We start from the raw sequence: 21048 nt of genomic DNA on the forward strand, positions 1-21048 counted from the left end.
GAGAGAGTTGCGCTCATGGAACGGCCCGATCCATGAAGGGCCCTCATAGAAGCAGGTGGGACCCCCTATGACAGCCGCAGCCCCCATAGCCCCCGCACCCACTGCGGCTGCCGCCACCGACCTCGCCCCGCACGAGCTCCGCATCCTCGTGGCCGTCGACCGCGAGCGAGGGTTCTCGGCAGCCGCCAAGGTCCTCGGACTGACCCAGTCCGCAGTCTCGCACTCCATACGCGGGACGGAACGCAAGGTCGGAGCGGTCCTCTTCGAGCGGGGCCGCAAGGGCGCGACGCCCACCGCGGCCGGTGCCGCCGCTGCCGCCCACGCCCGCCGGGTCCTGCGGCTCCTGGACACCCTGGCCGCAGAGGCCCGCGGCGCCGAGCGGGGCACGGTCGCCGGCCCGCTGCGCATCGCCGCCTTTCGTAGCGCCGCCCTCTACCTGCTGCCGCCCGTCCTGGAGCGCCTCACTGCCCGCCACCCCGGCATCGAACCGGAGGTGCATGTCGTCCGCGAGCTGGGCGCGGGCACCGCCGGCGAGGTCGCCGAGGGGCGCGCGGACGTGGGCATCGCAACGATCGGCGCCACCTCTCCCGTGCCCGCTGGGCTCATCGGCGACGTACTCATCGAGGAGCCCTACTCGCTGGTGCACCCGGCCGGCCACCCCGCCCCGCGCTCCCTGCCGCTGGTGGACTGGCACGAGAACTGCGGCTCCTACACCCGCCAGTGGTGGGCCGGGCAGGACTGGATTCCGAAGGCGACCGTCCTGACCGAGGACGACGGAGCGGTGCTCTCAATGGTGAGCAGAGGTCTCGGCATGGCGATCATGCCCGCGCTCTCGCTGAACGAAGCACCGGACGGCATCGAGATCACCGATCTCGGACCCGAGCGCCCGACCCGTTCCGTGGGCTACATCACCACCCCGGAGCTGGCCTCCAGCGTCTCCGTCCGCGCCCTGATCCGCGAGCTCAGAGCGGCCCGCCAGTGAAGCCGGGGTCGAGTATGAGCGGAGCAGCGAGTGCAGTTTGGTGTCACATAGGTTGACACCTGGTTGAGGACGAGACCGTCGGCCACGGCGCAAACCCGCCTCGGCACATCATCGCCGCAGCGCCCGTAACTCTGCCAAGATCGCGTCACCGCAGTAACAACTAACGCCCATAATGCCCTACTAGGGCCGGACCGGCCTGCACGCCGACGCCTTCCGACGGCGCCACCGAGGGGCTGCATCACAGCCGATTCTCAGGGAGGCAGGTCACGCTCAGGGTGTCGCCGGGCGGTTCTCCCGTGGGGGGTCGGATCGCCCGGCGGCTTTGGGTCGGCTTCCGCCGTCACCAACCCCTTCGTCAATCTCCCTCATTCGTACCGCCGTTCGACGTGTCATCCGATATGCCGTTCGACTGTCAGTCCTCTGGCCGGTTTTTCCGGATGCCCCGTTTTCATCCGGCTCTCGCGGTGGACAATTAGGGGCATGAGCCAGCAGGGGGAGAGGTCCACCGGTCACGAGGACGACTGGTGGGGGCAGTTGTACGACGACTCCACCGAGGACACCGGGCCGGCGGCCGCGGCCGATTCCCTCGATGACCGGTTCGCGTCGGCCGCGGGGACGGTGGGCCTGGGGCCTGATCCCCGGGCGGAGACACCCGAGCGCGTTGTGCCGCCTGAGCCGGGAGAGCCTCCTGTGGTGCCGGAGCAGCGGGCCGGCGGTTCCGGGCGCGGCGGGGCTTTGGGGCCCTGGCCGGGCGCGACACCGCGCGGGGAGGCCCCGGGGCGGCGCCTCGCCCCGTGGGACCACGCCGAGCTCGCGGCACGGGGTGAGGAGTCACCGGATCAACGCCCCGGCCTTTCGGATGCCCCAGGACTCCGGGAGACACCCGGTTCCCCGGAAGCCCCGCGGCACGGCGGCCCCGAGCAGCAGCCCACCCCCTGGGAATCGCCGCCCCCGCCGACGCCTCCGCCGCTCCCGCCGACGCCTCCGACACCCCCGGCGGACGCCCGCCCCGGCCTTCCCGTCCTCCCTCCCCCCGAACCCGTCCTTGCCGTTCCTCACCAGCCGCCCCCCGAACCCGTCCTCACCGTTCCTCACCAGCCGCCCCCCGTCGACTACGTCGGCTCGGGCCCGCCCACCTACGACGCCGAACCCACCGCCCTCCCGCCCGCCGACCCGGACGACCTCGACGATCTGGTCGCCGACACCGTGCTGGACGGGGCGCGCTACGGGACCAGCACGCTGCGGGCGGTCTCCGTGCGCGGGGACTCGGCGCGCTACCGGGGCGAGCCGCGCCGGGACTCCCTGCTCACCGCCCGCTTCGGGGTGGGCGCGCACGCGCTGGTGCTGGTGGCGATGGCGACCGGTGCCCGGGCGACCCCCGGCGCGCACCGGGCCGCCGCCGAGGCATGCCAGTGGATCGGGCGCGCCGTGGGCCGAAGCCACGCGCGGCTGGCCGAGGACGTAAGGGCGGCCCGCCGAGGCGACCTGAAGTCGGGGCTGCACCGGCTCACGGACCGCAGTCTCGGCAAGCTGCGCGCGAGCGCCGCCGAGCAGGGCATCGAGCCCGAGGAGTACACCGCCGGCCTGCGCTGCCTGCTGTTCACCGCGGACCCCGAGTGCCGTACGCGCGTCTTCTTCGGGGTCGGCGCCGGCGGGTTGTTCCGGCTGCGGGACGGGGAGTGGCAGGACATCGAGCCACGGGTCGCCGAGACCGCCGGCGAGGCCGTGGTCGGCTTCGGATCGCTGCCGCACGAGACCCCCGAGGGCGACCGGCTCACCATGGACCTGGGCATCACGACGCCTCCGAGCCCGTACGAACCGGCCCCGGAACCGCCCCGTGAGCCCTTCCGTTTCCGTGCCTCCGTCGCCCGACCGGGTGACACGCTGCTGCTGTGCACCGGCGGCCTCGCGGAGCCGCTGCGCGGCGAGCCGCAGTTCTGCGAGCACCTGACGGACCGGTGGTCGGGGGGCGAACCGCCCGGCCTCGCCGCGTTCCTCGCCGACACCCAGGTGCGGGTCAAGGGATACGCCGACGATCGGACCGCCGCGGCCGTTTGGGAGGCGTAACGGCGCTCCTTGTGAATTCATGGACCCAAGGGATGAACCAAGGGACCCAGGGAACCCGGGGGATCCAAGGATCACAAAGGAGTGCGTGCAGCATGGCCAAGCAGAATGTCGCGGAGCAGTTCGTCGACATCCTCGTCCGCGCGGGCGTCAAGCGCCTGTACGGCGTCGTCGGCGACAGCCTCAACCCGGTCGTGGACGCGATCCGGCGCAATTCCGCGATCGACTGGATCCACGTCCGGCACGAGGAGACCGCCGCCTTCGCCGCCGGCGCGGAGGCCCAGATCACCGGCAAGCTCGCCGCCTGCGCCGGTTCCTGCGGCCCCGGCAACCTCCACCTCATCAACGGTCTGTACGACGCCCACCGCTCCATGGCCCCGGTCCTCGCCCTCGCCTCGCACATCCCCTCCAGCGAGATCGGCCTCGGCTACTTCCAGGAGACCCATCCCGAGCAGCTCTTCCGCGAGTGCAGTCACTACAACGAGATGATCTCCAACCCGAAGCAGATGCCGAGGCTGCTGCAGACCGCCATCCAGCACGCGGTCGGCCAGTCGGGTGTCAGCGTCGTCACTCTCCCCGGCGACATCGCCTCCGAGCTCGCCCCGGACAAGGCCCTCGAGACCGCCCTCGTCACCTCCCGGCCGACGGTCCGCCCCGGCGACACCGAGATCGACAAGCTCGTCGCGATGATCGACGAGGCCGACAAGATCACCCTCTTCTGCGGCAGCGGTACGGCGGGCGCGCACGCCGAGGTCATGGAGTTCGCGGAGAAGATCAAGTCCCCGGTCGGACACGCGCTGCGGGGCAAGGAGTGGATCCAGTACGACAATCCGTACGACGTCGGCATGAGCGGTCTGCTCGGCTACGGCGCCGCCTACGAGGCCACCCACGAGTGCGACCTGCTGATCCTGCTCGGCACCGACTTCCCGTACAACGCCTTCCTCCCGGACGACGTCAAGATCGCCCAGGTCGACGTCCGGCCGGAGCGCCTGGGCCGCCGCTCCAAGCTGGATCTGGCGGTGTGGGGCGATGTGAAGGAGACCCTGCGCTGTCTGACGCCCCGGGTGAAGCCCAAGGCGAACCGCCGCTTCCTCGACAAGATGCTGAAGAAGCACGCGGACGCGCTCGAGGGTGTCGTCAAGGCGTACACGCGCAAGGTCGAGAAGCACGTTCCGATCCACCCCGAGTACGTGGCCTCCGTCCTCGACGAACTCGCCGACGAGGACGCCGTGTTCACGGTCGACACCGGGATGTGCAATGTGTGGGCGGCCCGCTACATCTCGCCCAACGGCCGCCGCCGGGTGATCGGTTCGTTCTCGCACGGTTCGATGGCGAACGCGCTGCCGATGGCGATCGGCGCCCAGTTCACCGACCGGGGCCGGCAGATCGTGTCGATGTCCGGCGACGGCGGGTTCGCCATGCTGATGGGTGACTTCCTCACCCTCGTCCAGTACGACCTGCCGGTGAAGGTCGTCCTCTTCAACAACTCCGCCCTGAGTATGGTCGAGTTGGAGATGCTGGTCGCCGGGCTGCCCTCGTACGGGACCACGAACAAGAACCCCGACTTCGCCGCCGTCGCCCGTGCGTGCGGGGCGTACGGCGTGCGCGTCGAGAAGCCCAAGGACCTCACCGGCGCACTGAAGGCCGCCTTCAAGCACAAGGGCCCGGCCCTCGTCGACATCGTCACCGACCCGAACGCCCTGTCCATCCCGCCGAAGATCAGCGCGGAGATGGTGACCGGGTTCGCCCTGTCGGCGTCGAAGATGGTCCTGGACGGGGGCGTCGGCCGGATGGTGCAGATGGCCCGCTCCAATCTGCGCAACGTGCCGCGTCCTTAGCCGGGGCCTCAGCCGGATCGTACTGGGCCGGTGAGGGGGCCCGCTGGTCGGCCATGTCCGTAGCCGAGAGTCGGCAGATGGACCGAGGGCCCGCGGTCAGCACGTCGCCTCGGGGCGGGTATCGCCGAGGTAAGCCGAAAAGCCGCCCATAGGACGGCCCGCGATGATGAGCAGGAGGTGGCCGGGTGCGCTGCCGCACACCGGCTCACCTCCCCTCCCCGAGAGGGGGGTGCTGTTCGTGCGCGGGGAAGGTTCCGGACTTCGGAATGCGGGGCCCCACGGGCCACCGCTCTGGCGCGATGCCGCGCGTTTAGTCACGTACGGACGGTGGTTGACGATTCGACATGACTGTCGCGTGCTCGACGGGGCATGGATTCCCGTGAACATGTTCGATCAGAGGGGAACCGACATCGGCGTGCAGGCGGGGGTCATGAAGAGGCAGGCACGAGGGGGCGGTCCCGTGGCCATCGGGGCCTCCTCGCCACAGGCAATGGAGGAAGAAGCGACCGACAGCCCGACGGACCAGCCGACTGCCGCGCAACTCAGTCGGCGACTGGCCAGGGCGGATCTGCGGGCGGTGCCAGAGGCCCGCAGAGCACTGAGGGACCTCTTACGGCACTGGGGGAAGCCGGGGAAGTCCGAGATAGCCGAGTTACTGACCAGTGAACTCGTCACCAACGCACTCATCCACACCGACCATGACGCGGTCCTGACGGCCACCGTCGGTCCCCGCGGACTCCGCGTGGAAGTACGGGACTTCGTGGGACGCAGGCCCAGACTGCGGGTACCGGACGCCGACGACGGTACGCACGGCAGAGGCCTTGTCCTCGTACAGTCCCTCGCGGACGCGTGGGGTGTACGCGCCCACGGCGTGGGCAAGTCGGTCTGGTTCGAACTGGACGGCGGCGCGGTGTAGTCACCGCGCCGCCGTAATTCCTGTCCGGGGTCCGGCCGTTCCACGGCCGGACCACCCGGGCTCACATCCTCACACCCGAGTCTCAAAGCTCGGAGAATCAGCCGAACTGCTGCTCAAGGTCCTTGAGCTTGCGCTCCAGGGAGTCGAGCCGCGGCAGGGCCATGGTGTCGTCCTCCGCGGTGAGGTCGACGGTGATCGGGTCACCGCTCTTGCGGACGGGCTGAAGGGAGGGCCGCGAGCGTACGGGCAGCTGTTCCGGCGCCGATAGGGCAGGCTCCGAGGTGGCCTGCGCGGGAGCACGCTCCACGGTCGTCTCCAGCTGCTGCCGGCCACCGCCGCCACCGCCACGGCCGGGCAGGCCCCGGTGACCGCGGCTGAGCGCCTTGAGGTGCGCGCGCTCGACCCGCTCCTCGTTCCGGCGGCGCAGTCGGGTCTGCTCCTTCTGGCGCTTGTCCTCACGCACCTCGTCCACGGCCTCGTCCAGCGTGCGGACGTTCTCCAGGAGCATCAGCGACCAGGCGCTGTACGTCTCACGGGGCGCACGCAGCCAGCGGACGATACGGATCTGCGGCAGCGGACGCGGGACCAGGCCCTGCTCGCGCAGCGCCGCACGGCGGGTCTGCTTCAGCGCCCGGTCGAACAGCACGGCGGCCGACAGGGACATGCCCGCGAAGAACTGGGGAGCGCCCGAGTGGTCCACGCCCCGGGGCGCGTGCACCCAGTTGAACCAGGCGGCGGCACCGGCGAAGGTCCACACGAGTATCCGGGAGCCGAGCGCCGCGTCACCGTGGCTGGCCTCGCGGACGGCGAGGACGGAGCAGAACATGGCCGCGCCGTCCAGACCGAACGGGACGAGGTACTCCCAGCCGCCGGTGAGTCCGAGGTTCTGCTGGCCGAAGCCGACGAGGCCGTGGAAGGACAGCGCCGCGGCGACCGCGGCGCAGCAGAACAGCAGCACATAGGAGGCCGTGCCGTAGACGGCTTCCTTACGCCTGCGACGCTCCTCGCTGCGCTCCCACGAGTCGTCGTTGCCGCTGCTCGTGCTCTCCCCGGACCGCTTGCTGCGCGCGAGCACCGCCACCGCCGCCAGCAGTCCCAGGAGCAAAACGGCGCCCGGAAGCAGCCAGTTCAGCGATATGTCGGTCAATCTCATCTGGGGTCCCTTGCATTGGGATAGGGCGTAACGCCCGCCATATTGGCCCAAGCCCGACGCCCCTCAGGGGGTTTCGGGGCAAGAGGCCGCCAATTGGAGTGCAAGGGGATGCGCAGGGCGACATTCTGCTCGAACTGCCGCGCGAGGGACGGGAGCTGAGTGCGAATAAGATTACCCGTACGGATGGTTCTACGGAAAGTTCCTGCGACAAGTGAGGAAGTTGTGAAGCGCCTGTTATCTGTCGGGGCGTCCGTCGGGTGTCCGTCGGGTGTCTCAGTCGGAATTGATCTTAGGGCACCCGGGAACCCGCCCGTACGGCGGGGCGCCCCGTAACCGACCGGGGGCGCCCGGATGATGGGCCGGGGCCGCCTCAGCCGGCCGGGGCGGCCGTCAGCTTGGCGATGCGGTCCGTGTCGCAGGTGCGCGGGCAGGTGACGCAGGTGTCCTCGGGGCGCAGCGTGTAGAAGAGGCAGCAGCTCGCCCGGTCGCGGGTGGGCAGGGACTCCCCGTTCGGGCCGGTCAGTACACGGAAGGCCGCGGAGCCGACGTACGGCTGGGTGGCCCCCGGCAGCAGCAGCTCCAGCTCGCGCAGCGCGCGCCGCTCCTCGCCGAGCAGATGGGCGACGTACCAGAGGCCCTCGACGACCTCGTCGGTCGCCATGCCCCACAGGGCCCGGCCGCGCCGTCGCATACGAGGGCCGAAGCCGCCGAGGACCGGTCCCAGGTGTTCGGCCGCCGTGGCCCGCACCTCGGCCCGCAGCGCCTCCTCGTCCGGGACGACGCGGGCGCCGGGCAGCGCGGCCGCCGGGTCGTCCGGCAGACAGGCGAACTCCTCGACCCGCACCGCCATCCGGCCCAGGGTGCGATGGAATGTGACGCGCTCCACAGGCAGGCGGGGGACCCGGCGCAGCAGAAACCACGGGACGGTGATCAGCAGACAGGCCGGCCAGGCGTACCGGTGCAGTCCGAAGCTCGCCATGACGTCCGGGCGCGCCCGCTGTCCGTAGTCCCGCGCGACCTGCGCCTCGTCCCAGGTGAGGAACGCCTCGAGGTCGGCCCCGCCCGCCGCGAGCCCGGCGGCGCCGACCCAGCCGCCGCCCTCTGGAGCCGGTTCCCCGGGCCCCAGTTCTCTGACGCTCAGCCCGGGAAAGGCCTCGGTCAGCCGGGTGTACGCGTCCGCGACGGCCGAACGGGCGGGGTGGGCGGGGCGGACGTCGGCACGGCCCGAGGCGCCTGGGGTCAGGGCGGGAGCGGACATTCGGGGACCACCGCTTCACGATCGTTGAAAGGTTAGGCTTACCTTACCCGGAATTCCGGATGTTTGAACTGGGGCCATGTGCGCCTATGGTGCTTGACGGACGGGTAACAACCGCCGCAATGACCCCCAAGTACCACCAAGCCCGGAGGAGGACCCGTGGAGCAGGCCGTTTCGTCGGGCGCGCACGGCTGTGCCGTGTCGGGGGTCCCGGACACGCGTACGGCGACCGTTCGAGTGCCCGCGCAGCCCCGCGCGGCGGCTGTGGAGCGGGAGCGGGGCGTCGCATCGGACGATTCCCGGTCCGCCTCCGGAGCACGCGGCGAGCACACGCACAGTGAGCCGCCCATACCGAGCCCTCACGCGCAGAACACGCGCCCCGTGGTCCAGCGGGCCTCGGTCCGTGGCCAGATCCTCGACGCCCTGCGCACCGCCCTCGTCGCGGGCGAGCTCGCCCCCGGAGAGGTGTACTCGGCGCCCGTGCTCGGCGAACGGTTCGGGGTCTCCGCGACGCCCGTACGGGAGGCGATGCAGCAGCTCGCCCTCGAAGGCGCCGTCGAGGTCGTACCGAACCGGGGCTTCCGGGTCGTCCGGCGCGGCACGCGCGAGCTGGCCGAACTCGCCGAGATCCGCGCCCTGATCGAGGTCCCGGTGATGCTGCGCCTCGCCCGCGCGGTGCCCGCCGCGCGCTGGGCCGAACTGCGCCCGCTCGCCGAGGCGACGGTGCGCGCCGCGTCCGCCGGTTGCCGCGCCACCTACGCCGAGTCCGACCGTGCCTTCCACCGCGCGGTCCTCGCCCTCGCCGGCAACGACCAGCTCGTGCGGATCGCGGAGGACCTGCACCGCCGCGCCCAGTGGCCGCTGGTCGGCGGCCCCGTCTCCCGTGGCCGCGCCGACCTCGTCGCCGACGCCGCCGAGCACACCGCCCTCCTGGACGCCCTGATCGCCCAGGACCTCCCGGTCGTGGGGACCCTCGTACGGGAGCACTTCGCCGGCGCGTAGCCGGTATGCGCCCTTCCCCCGATGGACGTCACGGCTCCGTGCGCGCCGAGCAACAGTACGCGCCGCCGGGAACCCGCACGGTTCCCGCCCGCGTGTCCCGCGGTACGAGCGGCAAACCGGGGGAGAAGACGATGCCCGACCCGTCCTGGCAGGCGATGCAACAAGCCCAGCAGGCCCAGCAGATCCACCAGAACCACGTACGCCATCACCGCGAGATGCACGACATGGCGCGGGCCCACGCCCGCCACACCGGCGCACCACACATGCACCGCCCCATGCCGCACTCCGTCGTCCGGGGCGGCGGTCTACGCGGCCTCCTGGCCCTGATCGTCGTTGTGGGGGTCGTGGTCTACGTGGCCCACGACCCCGAACTCCGTACGAGCGTGGCGACGTTCGCCCGCAACCTTTTGGCACACGTCCAGAGCAGCTGACCCGAGGGGAACCACCTCAGGCCGTCGCCGCGGGCGGAGCCAACTGCCGTGCCAACCACGTCGGCACACCCCCGAGCAACCGAAACAATCGCCCCGCCTCGGCCCGCAACCGGGACGCCTCCGGCTCGGCTTCGGCATCCGCGAGGGACGCCAGAGCCGGAGCCGTCCCCACCAGGTACCCCAACTCCTCCCGAATCCGCAGGGATTCACCGAACCCGTGCCGCGCCTCGGCCACCTCGCCGTCCCGCAACGCGAGCCCCGCAAGGTGACGCCAGGTGAAGGAGAGCAGCAGCGGGTCGCCCTGGGCGACCGCGCCGGCATGGGCACGCCGGTACGCGGCGCGCGCGGCCTGCGGCGAGTGTGCGAGGTTCTCGGCGAGCAGCCCGCGCCGGAAGTCGAGCAGTGCCCGCCCCGGCGCGCCGGGCGCGATCAGCGCGGCGGCCCGGCCGAGCGCGGCCCGCGCCTCGTCGGCCCGGTCGCGCACGCCGAGCAGCGTGGCCGCGTACGCGAGTTGCCCGCGCTCACAGGCCGCCGCACCACGCTCGTCGTCGCTCTGGGCCACCGCCTCCGCCGTCCGCAGCGCGTCCTCCGCCTCGGCCCAGCCCTGCTCGGTGTACAGGCACCGCTCGACGAGGAGCGAGGCTCTCTGCAACGCCGCGTCCGCCGTTCGGGGCTGGAGCAGCGCCGCCGCGTCGACCCAGCAGGCGCGCGAACGCAGCCGCCATACCGCGGTCTGGAGTGGATCGTCTCCTGCGTTCGTTCCGGAACCAGACATGGCGGTATGCGCCACGTTGCCCTCCCCGAGCACGCCATCGAGCTGTTGAGTGCTGGCATCTCAGCACGGATCGCGGCACCCGGCCAAGGGGGTGGGTGAAGGATTTCACAAAGTCGTGGGACTGTTGCGGCAGTTGATGACGTACGTCTCGGGGACCCGTGACCTCAGCTCATGCGCAACGCCAGGAAGAAGTCGAGCTTGTCCTCCAGGCGGGAGAGGTCCCGACTCGTCAACTGCTCGATACGGCCCACCCGGTAGCGCAGTGTGTTGACGTGCAGGTGGAGCCGGGTGGCGCAGCGCGTCCAGGAGCCGTCGCAGTCGAGGAACGCCTCCAGGGTGGGGATCAGCTCGGCGCGGTGGCGGCGGTCGTAGTCCCGGAGCGGGTCCAGGAGGCGGGCGGTGAAGGCGCGGCGTACGTCGTCCGGCACGAAGGGGAGCAGGAGCACGTGCGAGGCCAGCTCCTGGTGTCCGGCCGCGGAGACCGGGCCGGGGCGGGCGGCGGCGACCCGGCGCGCGTGCCGGGCCTCCTCCAGGGCGCCGCGCAGTCCCTCCGCCGAGTGCACGGCGGCGCTGACGCCGAGCGTGAGCCGCCCGTCGTCGTCCAGGCCGGCCGACAGCGGGTCGCGTACGGCCTCCAGGAGCGTGTCCGCGAGGACCCCGGACTCGGAGCCGTCGTGCTCGGAGGACACCGCCGGGAGCGGTACGAGCGCGATCGCCTCGTCCCCCGTATGGGCGACGGCGATCCGGTCGGAGTGCTCGGGGCCGGTGATCAGCGGGTCGACGAGGATCTCCTCCAGGAGCGACTGCGCGACCGGGCCGCCCTCGATCTCTCCCACCCGTCGCCCGCCACCACCCTCAACCGAGGGCCCTGCGGGCCCGCCCCCTACTTCGTCCCACTCGACGCGGGCCACCACGACCTGCCAGTGCGGGGCGGCCCCGAGCCCGGGCAGCAGCACCGGGGCGGCGACCCGCAGCCGGGCGGCGATCTCGGCGGGCGCGGCGCCCGTCTGCACGAGTTCAAGGACTTCCTGCGCGAGCCGGCGCCGTACCGTGCGCGCCGCGTCCCGCCGGTCCCGCTCGACCGCGATCAGCTGGGTGACGCCCTGGAGCAGGTCGAGCCGCTCCGCGGGCCAGTCACCGGCGTCCGCCTCGACCGCGAGCAGCCAGTCGGAGAGCACCGTCTCGCGTACGTCGCGGGAGGCGCCCGTGGAGCGCCCGGAGGAGCGGATCGGGAAGAGGGAGTACGTCGTCGTGCCCACCGTCACCCGGTGCGGCCCGCGCCGCCCGGTGCGCGTCGCCGCGAGGTGTTCGGCGGCCAGCTTGGCGCAGACGTCGGCGGGCAGCCCGGCCCCCGGGAGCTTCGAGCCCGCGATCGGGCGCCCGGTGGGGGAGAGCACCCAGGCCCGCAGGTCCAGGTCGGTGCCGAGCAGGTCCAGGACCACGTCGGGTCCGCCGCCCGCCGGGCCCGAGGTCATCATCCGCCGGTGCCGGTCCACCACGGCCGCGAGATCCCCGGCGCGCTCGCCCGAGACCTGTCGCACGACATGCTCGGTGATCGTCGCGAACGCCACCGACTCGTGCACGGCGAACAGCGGGAGCCGATGCCGGACACAGGCCAGGATCAGGTCCTCCGGTACATCGCCGAGCTCCGCCTCACCGGCGGCGAGGGCCGCGACGCCGGCGCCCGCGAGGATGCGCACGAAGGGCTCGGAGTCCGCGGGGCCGTGCCGCCAGGCGAGGCCGGTGAGGACCAGTTCGCCGCCGGAGAGATAGCGGCTGGGGTCCTTGAGGTCCGTGGTCATCACACCGCGTACGGTGCGGTCCAGTTCGTTCTCGCCGCCGAGCAGCCGCAGGCCCAGCGCGTCGGTGTCCAGCAGTGCGCGCAGCCGCATTCTCGTCGCCGCCGTTCTTGTCTCGAAATCTACGATGGATCTGAAGATGGATCGGAAGGTGAGCAGTGGGCGAGCGGGTTCGCGAGCCGTACTCCCTGGTCCCAGCGTGTGCTGGATGTTTCCTGGCGTTTCCAAAGAAAAACGAGGAGGTTACTGATGGCCTCCGTTCATACGAATCTACAAGATGAGTGCCCTGGCCAGCCAACTCCTTCATGGTTTCGGTGACTGACCCCGGTGGAGGACGGCGCTGTGTACTGGCCCCCATCCGCGTGAACAACCTATGAACGAGCCGGGCCCGCCGCACACGATCTGGCTTGATCGCTTGATCAGAACGACCCACGATACGAAGAAGAGAGCCACTCATGGACTTCCTTCGCCCCGCCAGCTGGGAGGAGGCGCTCGCCGCGAAGGCCGAGCACCCCACCGCTGTGCCGATTGCGGGTGGCACCGATGTGATGGTCGAGATCAACTTCGACCACCGCCGGCCCGAGTACCTCCTCGATCTGAACCGCATCGGCGAGCTCGGCGAGTGGGAGGTCGGCGAGGAGAGCGTGCGCCTGGGCGCCTCCGTTCCGTACACCCAGATCATGGAGAACCTGCGCGGCGAGCTTCCCGGTCTGGCCCTGGCCTCCCACACCGTGGCCTCCCCGCAGATCCGCAACCGCGGCGGTGTCGGCGGCAACCTCGGCACCGCCTCCCCTGCCGGTGACGCCCACCCCGCCCTCCTCGCGGCGGGCGCCGAGGTCGAGGCCGAGTCCGTACGGGGAACGCGTCTGATCCCGATCGACGAGTTCTACACCGGCGTGAAGCGCAACGCGCTCGCGCCTGACGAGCTGATCCGCGCCGTCCACATCAAGAAGGCCGACGGCCCCCAGCAGTACTCCAAGGTCGGCACCCGCAACGCGATGGTCATCGCGGTCTGCGCCTTCGGCCTGGCCCTGCACCCAGGGACCCGAACGGTCCGCACGGGCATCGGCTCGGCCGCGCCCACCCCGGTGCGCGCCAAGACCGCCGAGGAGTTCCTGAACGCGGCGCTCGAAGAGGGCGGCTTCTGGGACAACGGCAAGATCATCACCCCGTCGGTCGCCAAGCAGTTCGCCGACCTCTGCTCCGCAGCCTGCAACCCGATCGACGACGTCCGGGGTACGGCGAGCTACCGCCGCCACGCGGTCGGCATCATGGCCCGCCGCACCCTGACCTGGACCTGGGAGTCGTACCGCGGCACCGCCGCTCACACGGAGGGAGTCGCGTAATGCGCGTCAGTTTCACGGTCAACGGCCGTCCGCAGGAAGCCGACGACGTGTGGGAGGGCGAGTCCCTGCTGTACGTCCTGCGCGAGCGCCTGGGCCTGCCCGGCTCCAAGAACGCCTGCGAGCAGGGCGAATGCGGCTCCTGCACGGTCCGCCTGGACGGCGTACCGGTGTGTTCGTGTCTGGTCGCGGCCGGTCAGGTCGAGGGCCGCGAGGTCGTCACGGTCGAGGGGCTGGCGGAGTACGCCAGGCAGCGGGCCTGCGGCTCCCAGGAATGTGACACTTCGGCGTCATGTGTCACCTCCTTCGATGAGGCCAAGCGGTGGGAGGCCAAGCCGAGTGACTCCCAGACCGGCGAGGGCACCGAGCTCTCCCCGATCCAGCAGGCGTTCATCGACGCCGGCGCCGTCCAGTGCGGTTTCTGCACCCCGGGACTGCTGGTCGCCGCCGACGAGATGCTGGAGCGCAACCCGACGCCGACCGACGCGGACATCCGCGAGGCGCTGTCGGGCAACCTGTGCCGTTGCACCGGCTACGAGAAGATCATGGACGCGGTCCGCCTCGCGGCCGCCCGGCAGTCCGAGGCGGTCTGACATGCCCACCAATGGCGCTCCCACCAAAATCACGCAGGGCTCCCGGACCAAGGGCGGCATCGGCGAGTCGACGCTCCGCCCGGACGGCACCCTCAAGGTCACCGGCGAGTTCGCCTACTCGTCCGACATGTGGCACGAGGACATGCTCTGGGGCCAGATCCTGCGCTCCACCGTCGCGCACGCCGAGATCGTGTCCATCGACACGAGCGAGGCCCTCGCGCAGCCCGGCGTCTACGCCGTCATGACGTACGACGACCTGCCGACCGACGTGCGGAACTACGGCCTGGAGATCCAGGACACCCCGGTCCTCGCCCACGGCAAGGTCCGCCACCACGGCGAGCCGGTCGCGATCGTCGCCGCCGACCACCCGGAGACGGCCCGCCGCGCCGCCGCCAAGATCAAGGTGGAGTACCGCGAACTGCCGGTCATCACGGACGAGGCGTCCGCGACCGCGCCGGACGCGGTCCTGGTCCACGAGGGCCGCACCGACCACCACATCGGCCATGTCTCGCACCCGAACATCGTGCACCGCCAGCCGATCATCCGGGGCAATGTCGAAGAGGCCGCGAAGAAGGCCGACTTCATCGTCAAGGGCGAGTACACCTTCGGCATGCAGGACCAGGCCTTCCTCGGCCCGGAGTCCGGCCTCGCGGTGCCTGCCGAGGACGGCGGCGTCGACCTCTACATCGCCACCCAGTGGCTGCACTCCGACCTGCGCCAGATCGCCCCGGTCCTGGGCCTGCCCGAGGACAAGGTCCGGATGACCCTCTCGGGAGTCGGCGGCGCGTTCGGCGGCCGCGAGGACCTGTCGATGCAGATCCACGCGTGTCTGCTCGCCCTGCGCACCGGCAAGCCCGTGAAGATCGTCTACAACCGCTTCGAGTCCTTCTTCGGGCACGTCCACCGCCACCCCGCGAAGCTCTTCTACGAGCACGGGGCGACCAAGGACGGCAAGCTCACCCACCTGAAGGCCCGGATCGTCCTGGACGGCGGCGCGTACGCCTCCGCCTCCCCTGCCGTGGTCGGCAACGCCGCCTCGCTGGGCGCGGGCCCGTACGTCATCGACAACGTCGACATCGAGGCCATCGCCCTCTACACCAACAACCCGCCCTGTGGCGCCATGCGCGGCTTCGGCGCGGTCCAGGCCTGCTTCGCGTACGAGGCCCAGATGGACAAGCTCGCCGACGAGGTGGGCATGGACCGGGTCGCCTTCCGTCAGCTCAACGCCATGGAGCAGGGGACGCTGCTGCCCACCGGACAGGCGGTCGACTCGCCGGCGCCGGTCGCCGAACTCCTGCGCCGGGTCAAGGCGATGCCGCTGCCGCCGGAGCGGCAGTGGCTCACGGCCGGGGAGGAGGCCGATGTACGGCAGCTGCCGGGCGGCCTCTCCAACACCACGCACGGCGAGGGCGTCGTCCGCGGGGTCGGCTACGCGGTCGGGATCAAGAACGTCGGCTTCTCGGAGGGCTTCGACGACTACTCGACCGCCCGCGTCCGCATGGAAGTCGTGGGCGGGGAGCCGGTCGCGACCGTGCACACCGCGATGGCGGAGGTCGGCCAGGGCGGTGTCACCGTCCACGCGCAGATCGCCCGCACCGAGCTGGGCGTCACCCAGGTGACCATCCAGCCGGCCGACACCCAGGTGGGCAGCGCCGGTTCGACGTCCGCGTCACGGCAGACCTACGTCACCGGTGGCGCCGTCAGGAACTCCTGCGAGCTCGTCCGCGAGAAGGTCCTGGAACTGGGCCGCCGCACGTTCGGTACGTACCACCCGGCCTGGGCGACGGCGGAGCTGCTGCTCGAAGGCGGCAAGGTCGTCACCGACGGCGGCGAGGTGCTGGCCGACCTGGTGGACGTGCTCGGTGACGAGTCCGTCGAGGTCGAGGCCGAATGGCGACACCGCCCGACGGAGGCCTTCGACCTGCGTACGGGACAGGGCTTCGGCCACGTCCAGTACTCCTTCGCCGCGCATCGCGCCGTGGTCGAGGTCGACACCGAGCTCGGCCTGGTCAAGGTCATCGAGCTGGCCTGCGCCCAGGACGTCGGCAAGGCGCTCAACCCGCTGTCCGTCGTCGGCCAGATCCAGGGCGGTACCACCCAGGGCCTGGGCATCGCGGTCATGGAGGAGATCATCGTCGATCCCAGGACCGCGAAGGTGAAGAACCCGTCCTTCACGGACTATCTGATTCCCACGATTCTCGACACGCCGACCATCCCGGTCGACGTGCTCGAACTCGCCGACGACCACGCCCCGTACGGGCTCCGTGGAGTCGGCGAGGCCCCGACCCTGTCGTCGACTCCGGCCGTCCTCGCGGCGATCCGGAACGCGACGGGTCTGGAGCTCAACCGGACACCGGTACGCCCCGAGCACCTGACGGGTACGTAACCCTCCGGGGGTTGGAGAAAAAGAGTGTTCCTGGGGGCTTCGCCCCCCAAACCCCCCTTGTTCGTCTCGGGCCGTCCCCCGGGTCGTGCACCTTCCCAAATCCCGCGGCGGCCACGGTGGTTGCCGACGCGGGTGCCCCTGTGACCCTTGGGAGATGGCACCATGACCCAGCAGTCAGCGGAGCCCAGGACCGTCGCCGACGACGCGGGTGCGGGAACCCGCGTCCCGGCCGGGCGGTCCTGGCTCGACCGTTACTTCCACATATCCCAGCGGGGATCCACCGTCGCGCGCGAGGTGCGCGGGGGCGTCACGACCTTCATGGCGATGGCGTACATCCTCCTGCTCAACCCGCTGATCCTGTCCGGCAAGGACGCGGCGGGGCACACCCTCGGCCAGAACGCGCTGATCACCGCGACCGCGTTCGCGGCGGCCTTCAGCACCCTCCTGATGGGATTCTTCGGCAAGGTGCCACTGGCCCTCGCCGCCGGACTCTCCGTCTCCGGAGTGCTTTCCTCGCAGGTGGCCCCGCAGATGACCTGGCCGCAGGCCATGGGCATGTGCGTGATGTACGGAGCGGTCATCATGCTCCTGGTCGTCACCGGGCTCCGCGAGATGATCATGAACGCGATCCCGCTGGCGCTGAAGCACGCGATCACCATGGGCATCGGCCTGTTCGTCGCACTGATCGGCTTCTACAAGGCCGGTTTCGTGCACCAGGGCAAGTCCACCCCGGTCACCCTCGGCCCGGCCGGTGAACTCGCCGGCTGGCCGGTCCTGCTCTTCGCAGCCACCCTCCTCGCCATCTTCATGCTCCAGGCGCGCGGCATCCCCGGCGCGATCCTGATCGGCATCGTCGGCGGCACCGTACTGGCCGTGATCCTCAACGCCCTCGGCGTCATCGCCCCCGAACAGTGGGCGAGCGGCGCCCCCGAACTGCACGGCAGCGCGGTCTCGATGCCGGACTTCTCACTCTTCGGCAAGGTCGAGTTCGGCGGCTGGGGCGATGTCGGCGTGATGACGGTCGGCATGATCGTCTTCACGCTCGTCCTCGCCGGGTTCTTCGACGCGATGGCCACCATCATCGGCGTGGGCACGGAGGCCAAGCTGGCCGACGCGCAGGGCCGGATGCCGGGCCTGTCCAAGGCGCTGTTCATCGACGGCGCGGGCGGTGCGGTCGGCGGCGTGGCGGGAGCGTCGGGCCAGACGGTCTTCGTGGAGTCCGCGACGGGTGTCGGCGAGGGCGCCCGCACGGGCCTATCCTCCGTCGTGACGGGCCTGTTCTTCGCGGCCTGCCTGTTCTTCACCCCGCTGACGTCGATCGTCCCCGGCGAGGTCGCGGCGGCGGCGCTGGTCGTCATCGGCGCCATGATGATGACGAACGCCCGCCACGTCGACTGGGCCGACCGCGCCACCGCGATCCCGGTCTTCCTCACCGTCGTCACCATGCCGTTCACGTACTCCATCACCGCGGGCGTCGCGGCCGGAGTCCTGTCGTACGTCGCCATCAAGATCGCCCAGGGCAGGGCCCGGGAGATCGGGGCGTTCATGTGGGGCCTGACGGCGATCTTCCTCGTCTTCTTCGCCCTGAACCCGATCGAGAGCTGGATGGGCGTGCACTGACACACGCCCGCCCGTCAAAGCCCCTCCACGCAACCGCTGTTACGTCGTCCAAGGAGACCGAGACATGCTGGACATCGCCGAAGAGCTGCACCGGTGGGTCGAGCAGGGACGCGACTTCGCCGTGGCCACCGTGGTGGCCGTCGGCGGCAGCGCGCCCCGCCAGCCCGGCGCCGCACTCGCCGTCGACGCCGACGGCACAGCGATCGGCTCGGTCTCCGGCGGTTGCGTGGAGGGCGCGGTCTACGAACTGTGCCGACAGGCGCTGGAGGACGGCGAGACCGTCCTGGAGCGCTTCGGATACAGCGACGAGGACGCCTTCGCCGTGGGTCTGACCTGCGGCGGCGTCATCGACATCCTCGTCACGCCGGTCCGGGCGGGGGACCCCGCCCTGCCGGTGCTCAGTTCCGCGCTGACCGCCGCCGCGACAGGGGAGGCGGCGGCGGTCGCGCGGATCGTGAGCGGTCCCGCCGAGCTGCGAGGCCGCGCGCTCCTGGTCCGCCCGGACGGTTCGTACGAGGGTGGCTTCGGCGCCCACCCCGAGCTGGACCGCACGGTGGTCGGCGAGGCGGGCGCCTTCCTGGACGCGGGCCGCACCGGCATCCTGGAGATCGGAGAGCAGGGCTCTCGTTGCGGAGCACCGCTCACGGTTCTGGTCGAGTCGTCCGTGCCGCCCCCGCGCATGATCGTCTTCGGCGCGATCGACTTCGCCTCGGCGCTGGTCCGCATCGGCAAGTTCCTGGGCTATCGCGTCACGGTGTGCGACGCCCGCCCGGTCTTCGCGACCGCCACCCGCTTCCCCGACGCCGACGAGATCGTCGTCGAGTGGCCGCACACATACCTGGAGCGCACGGAGGTGGACGCCCGGACCGTCCTGTGCGTCCTCACCCACGACGTCAAGTTCGACGTACCGCTGCTGCGCCTCGCGCTCCGTCTCCCGGTCGCGTACGTCGGCGCGATGGGCTCTCGCCGCACCCATCTCGACCGCAACGACCGCCTGCGCGAAGTCGGCGTCACCGAGCTGGAGTTGGCGAGGCTCAGGTCTCCCATCGGCCTCGACCTGGGCGCCCGCACCCCCGAGGAGACGGCCCTGTCCATCGCCTCGGAGATCGTGGCCAACCGGCGTGGAGGGAGCGGGGTGTCGCTGACGGGGGCGCACACGCCGATCCATCACGACGCGACATCGCTGCCGGCGCGGCGGATCGGGTCGGTGGCCTGACCGGCGGCCGTACGAGTCTCCGGCCCCCGGTCTCCGACCCCGCGCTCGGCCCCCGGTCTCCGGCCTCTGTCTCCGGTCCTCGGCCCCGGGTCTCCGGCCCCGGGCTCGGCCCCCGGGCTCGGCCCCCGGGCTCGGCCCCCGGTCTCCGGTCCTCGGCCCCGGGCTCGGACCTCAGTCTCGGGCCCCGGGTCTCCGGCCCCGGTCTTTGGCCTCGGTCTCCGGTCCTCGGCCCGGGTTCGGACCTCGGTCTCCGGCCTCGGTCTCTGGTCCTCGGGCCCCGGGTCTCCGGCCCCCGGGTCTCCGGCCCCCGGGCTCCGGGCTCAAGCTCCAGGGGCCCCAGGTGTGGCTTATCGGCCTTCGGGGGCCTGGCTCTGCGGCCTCCAGGTCCCGGGCCTTGGGGCGCCCGAATCCGCCGCGGGTGGGGTGCCGGCCGCGGGAATGTGACACTCGCACGGCAAGTGTCACATTCCCGCGGCCACATACAGGGGACCTCGTGCCGAAGGCCGGTCGCCCACGCCGTCGACGGGATTCGCCAACAGCATCCTCGGGCGGCGGGGCCTGGCCTCGCTGCCTCGCTGCCTCGCTGCCTCGCTGCCTCGGGTCGCGGGCTTGGCCCTCGCGTCCCCCGCCCGCGGCCCTCCAGCTCATTCCCCCCGCAGCAACCCCTCCACCGCCCGCCCGAACATCCACCGCCCCGCCCACGCCAGCGGCCGGTCGAAGAGCCGCGGCAGCCATCGCACGCTCAACTCCTCCCGCCAGATCACACGCGAGCCCCCGCCTCCCCCCGCACGCACCTCGATCTCGGCCCACCCCGTGACGAACGCGCCGTGCTTGACCAACCGGCACCTTCCCGGCTCCCCGTCCCGGGGCGGCTGCCAGGTGACGACCTCCATCGGGTCGTCGAACGCCACGGGCCCCACCCCCGTCCGCGCGACGAACACGGTTCCCTCGCGTGTCGGCGGCGGGGTGCGGACGGTGACGCGGGTCAGCGGGACGACGTCGGCGTGCCGGGGCCAGTCGGTGAGGCGCCGCCAGCTCTGGTCGACGGGGCAGGGGGATACGCGTTCCAGCACGAAGAGGACCACGGGCTGATCGTAGGCGGCTGAACGGCGCGTGAAATTCTCACTCAATCATCTGAAATGGGACATGTTCGTCCTACTGTTCCCTCGCTGGGCGAATGGAAGACGCCACCCACGGGGAGCTGATGACATGCCACTGAAGGGCTACGGCGTACTGATCGCACGCGCGGTCGACACCCGTCGCGAGGGTTCCACCGACACTCCGCACTACCAGATCCATCTGACGGACGACCAGGGCACTCACTACCGGGCCGCCGTCAACGTGCAGTCGCAGGAAACCCCGTCCGAGCTGCTCTATCTGGTCGCCGACGACTTCCGGCACCCGGTCACGGCGCACCTGGAGGGCCTGGGCTCCGGCTGGAACAAGCTGCCCCCGGGACCGGGCGGCCCGAACCTCGACTTCGTGCGCGGGAACCTCTTCGACCCGGCCGACCTGCGCAGGGTCTCCAACGGTGCGGCGATTGGCTTGGTGAAGCCGCGGAAAGCTGATTCCGGCTCGGCGTAACCATATGGACTGCCTCTCGTTCTACCTGACATACACGCCGCGTGCTTGAAATGCGCGCGGTCCCCGCCAGTGGCATCGTGCTTCACCTGCG

At 71.2% G+C, this 21048-nt stretch carries 17 protein-coding genes; 12 read left to right on the top strand and 5 right to left on the bottom strand.

Annotation, left to right across the window (positions count from 1 at the left end; translation table 11 throughout):
* Positions 1-67: 67 nt before the first annotated feature.
* The 4 genes from OG747_RS35680 (at position 68) to OG747_RS35695 (ending at position 5800) form a co-directional block, all read left to right on the top strand.
* Entirely contained in the window at positions 68-982 is a 915-nt protein-coding gene (locus OG747_RS35680; RefSeq protein ID WP_405883466.1) for a LysR family transcriptional regulator, read from the top strand.
* 480 nt (positions 983-1462) lie between these two features.
* Complete coding sequence (locus OG747_RS35685) at positions 1463-3049, top strand: PP2C family serine/threonine-protein phosphatase (RefSeq protein ID WP_405883467.1); 1587 nt, start codon at positions 1463-1465, stop codon at positions 3047-3049.
* Between the two features lie 92 nt (positions 3050-3141).
* Positions 3142-4884: a pyruvate dehydrogenase gene (locus OG747_RS35690; protein WP_405883468.1), complete on the top strand. Its 1743-nt coding sequence runs from the start codon at positions 3142-3144 to the stop codon at positions 4882-4884.
* 490 nt (positions 4885-5374) lie between these two features.
* Positions 5375-5800 (top strand): ATP-binding protein, encoded by a 426-nt coding sequence (locus OG747_RS35695; protein ID WP_405885870.1) that lies wholly within the window; start codon positions 5375-5377, stop codon positions 5798-5800.
* A 97-nt stretch (positions 5801-5897) separates the two neighbouring features.
* Here the strand turns inward: OG747_RS35695 and OG747_RS35700 are convergent, their stop codons facing one another.
* Positions 5898-6953 carry a DUF2637 domain-containing protein gene (locus OG747_RS35700; protein ID WP_405883469.1) on the bottom strand — a complete coding sequence of 352 codons (1056 nt, stop codon included), beginning with the start codon at positions 6951-6953 and terminating at the stop codon, positions 5898-5900.
* Between the two features lie 370 nt (positions 6954-7323).
* Positions 7324-8211: a (2Fe-2S)-binding protein gene (locus OG747_RS35705; protein ID WP_405883470.1), complete on the bottom strand. Its 888-nt coding sequence runs from the start codon at positions 8209-8211 to the stop codon at positions 7324-7326.
* Between the two features lie 156 nt (positions 8212-8367).
* Between OG747_RS35705 and OG747_RS35710 the strand changes: the two genes are divergently transcribed.
* Together OG747_RS35710 and OG747_RS35715 are read left to right on the top strand one after the other, a co-directional pair.
* Positions 8368-9210, top strand: a complete 843-nt coding sequence (locus OG747_RS35710) for a GntR family transcriptional regulator (protein WP_405883471.1) — start codon at positions 8368-8370, stop codon at positions 9208-9210.
* Between the two features lie 38 nt (positions 9211-9248).
* Positions 9249-9641 carry a hypothetical protein gene (locus tag OG747_RS35715; protein ID WP_405883472.1) on the top strand — a complete coding sequence of 131 codons (393 nt, stop codon included), beginning with the start codon at positions 9249-9251 and terminating at the stop codon, positions 9639-9641.
* Positions 9642-9657: 16 nt separating this feature from the next.
* Here the strand turns inward: OG747_RS35715 and OG747_RS35720 are convergent, their stop codons facing one another.
* Positions 9658-10431, bottom strand: coding sequence for a hypothetical protein (locus OG747_RS35720; RefSeq protein ID WP_405883473.1), 774 nt, complete (start codon positions 10429-10431; stop codon positions 9658-9660).
* A 149-nt stretch (positions 10432-10580) separates the two neighbouring features.
* Complete coding sequence (locus OG747_RS35725; RefSeq protein ID WP_405883474.1) at positions 10581-12308, bottom strand: PucR family transcriptional regulator; 1728 nt, start codon at positions 12306-12308, stop codon at positions 10581-10583.
* Between the two features lie 362 nt (positions 12309-12670).
* Between OG747_RS35725 and OG747_RS35730 the strand changes: the two genes are divergently transcribed.
* The 5 genes from OG747_RS35730 to OG747_RS35750 all read left to right on the top strand — a co-directional run bounded on the left by OG747_RS35730 (position 12671) and on the right by OG747_RS35750 (position 19373).
* Entirely contained in the window at positions 12671-13561 is an 891-nt protein-coding gene (locus tag OG747_RS35730) for an FAD binding domain-containing protein (RefSeq protein WP_405883476.1), read from the top strand.
* Positions 13561-14151 carry a (2Fe-2S)-binding protein gene (locus OG747_RS35735; protein ID WP_405883477.1) on the top strand — a complete coding sequence of 197 codons (591 nt, stop codon included), beginning with the start codon at positions 13561-13563 and terminating at the stop codon, positions 14149-14151. Before OG747_RS35730 ends, OG747_RS35735 begins: the two co-directional genes overlap by 1 nt.
* 1 nt (position 14152) lies before the next feature.
* Positions 14153-16537, top strand: a complete 2385-nt coding sequence (locus OG747_RS35740; RefSeq protein ID WP_405883478.1) for a xanthine dehydrogenase family protein molybdopterin-binding subunit — start codon at positions 14153-14155, stop codon at positions 16535-16537.
* Positions 16538-16699: 162 nt separating this feature from the next.
* Positions 16700-18157, top strand: a complete 1458-nt coding sequence (locus OG747_RS35745) for an NCS2 family permease (protein WP_405883479.1) — start codon at positions 16700-16702, stop codon at positions 18155-18157.
* A 64-nt stretch (positions 18158-18221) separates the two neighbouring features.
* Positions 18222-19373 (top strand): XdhC family protein, encoded by a 1152-nt coding sequence (locus OG747_RS35750; RefSeq protein ID WP_405883480.1) that lies wholly within the window; start codon positions 18222-18224, stop codon positions 19371-19373.
* Between the two features lie 644 nt (positions 19374-20017).
* Here the strand turns inward: OG747_RS35750 and OG747_RS35755 are convergent.
* Entirely contained in the window at positions 20018-20458 is a 441-nt protein-coding gene (locus OG747_RS35755; RefSeq protein WP_405883481.1) for an SRPBCC family protein, read from the bottom strand.
* A 124-nt stretch (positions 20459-20582) separates the two neighbouring features.
* On the opposite strand from OG747_RS35755, the gene OG747_RS35760 reads away from it, so the two are divergent.
* Positions 20583-20957, top strand: coding sequence for a DUF2278 family protein (locus OG747_RS35760; RefSeq protein ID WP_405883482.1), 375 nt, complete (start codon positions 20583-20585; stop codon positions 20955-20957).
* Positions 20958-21048: the final 91 nt, after the last annotated feature.

The organism is Streptomyces sp. NBC_01384, assembly GCF_045040035.1.
Lineage (GTDB): Bacteria > Actinomycetota > Actinomycetes > Streptomycetales > Streptomycetaceae > Streptomyces.

Bases quoted from the DNA above. Each gene is read 5' to 3' on its own strand.
- OG747_RS35760 (WP_405883482.1), top strand. From the start codon at position 20,583: ATGCCACTGAAGGGCTACGGCGTACTGATCGCACGCGCGGTCGACACC.
- OG747_RS35680 (WP_405883466.1), top strand. From the start codon at position 68: ATGACAGCCGCAGCCCCCATAGCCCCCGCACCCACTGCGGCTGCCGCC.
- OG747_RS35735 (WP_405883477.1), top strand. From the start codon at position 13,561: ATGCGCGTCAGTTTCACGGTCAACGGCCGTCCGCAGGAAGCCGACGAC.
- OG747_RS35750 (WP_405883480.1), top strand. From the start codon at position 18,222: ATGCTGGACATCGCCGAAGAGCTGCACCGGTGGGTCGAGCAGGGACGC.
- OG747_RS35740 (WP_405883478.1), top strand. From the start codon at position 14,153: ATGCCCACCAATGGCGCTCCCACCAAAATCACGCAGGGCTCCCGGACC.
- OG747_RS35695 (WP_405885870.1), top strand. From the start codon at position 5,375: ATGGAGGAAGAAGCGACCGACAGCCCGACGGACCAGCCGACTGCCGCG.
- OG747_RS35745 (WP_405883479.1), top strand. From the start codon at position 16,700: ATGACCCAGCAGTCAGCGGAGCCCAGGACCGTCGCCGACGACGCGGGT.
- OG747_RS35730 (WP_405883476.1), top strand. From the start codon at position 12,671: ATGGACTTCCTTCGCCCCGCCAGCTGGGAGGAGGCGCTCGCCGCGAAG.
- OG747_RS35705 (WP_405883470.1), bottom strand. From the start codon at position 8,211: ATGTCCGCTCCCGCCCTGACCCCAGGCGCCTCGGGCCGTGCCGACGTC.
- OG747_RS35685 (WP_405883467.1), top strand. From the start codon at position 1,463: ATGAGCCAGCAGGGGGAGAGGTCCACCGGTCACGAGGACGACTGGTGG.
- OG747_RS35700 (WP_405883469.1), bottom strand. From the start codon at position 6,953: ATGAGATTGACCGACATATCGCTGAACTGGCTGCTTCCGGGCGCCGTT.
- OG747_RS35690 (WP_405883468.1), top strand. From the start codon at position 3,142: ATGGCCAAGCAGAATGTCGCGGAGCAGTTCGTCGACATCCTCGTCCGC.
- OG747_RS35725 (WP_405883474.1), bottom strand. From the start codon at position 12,308: ATGCGGCTGCGCGCACTGCTGGACACCGACGCGCTGGGCCTGCGGCTG.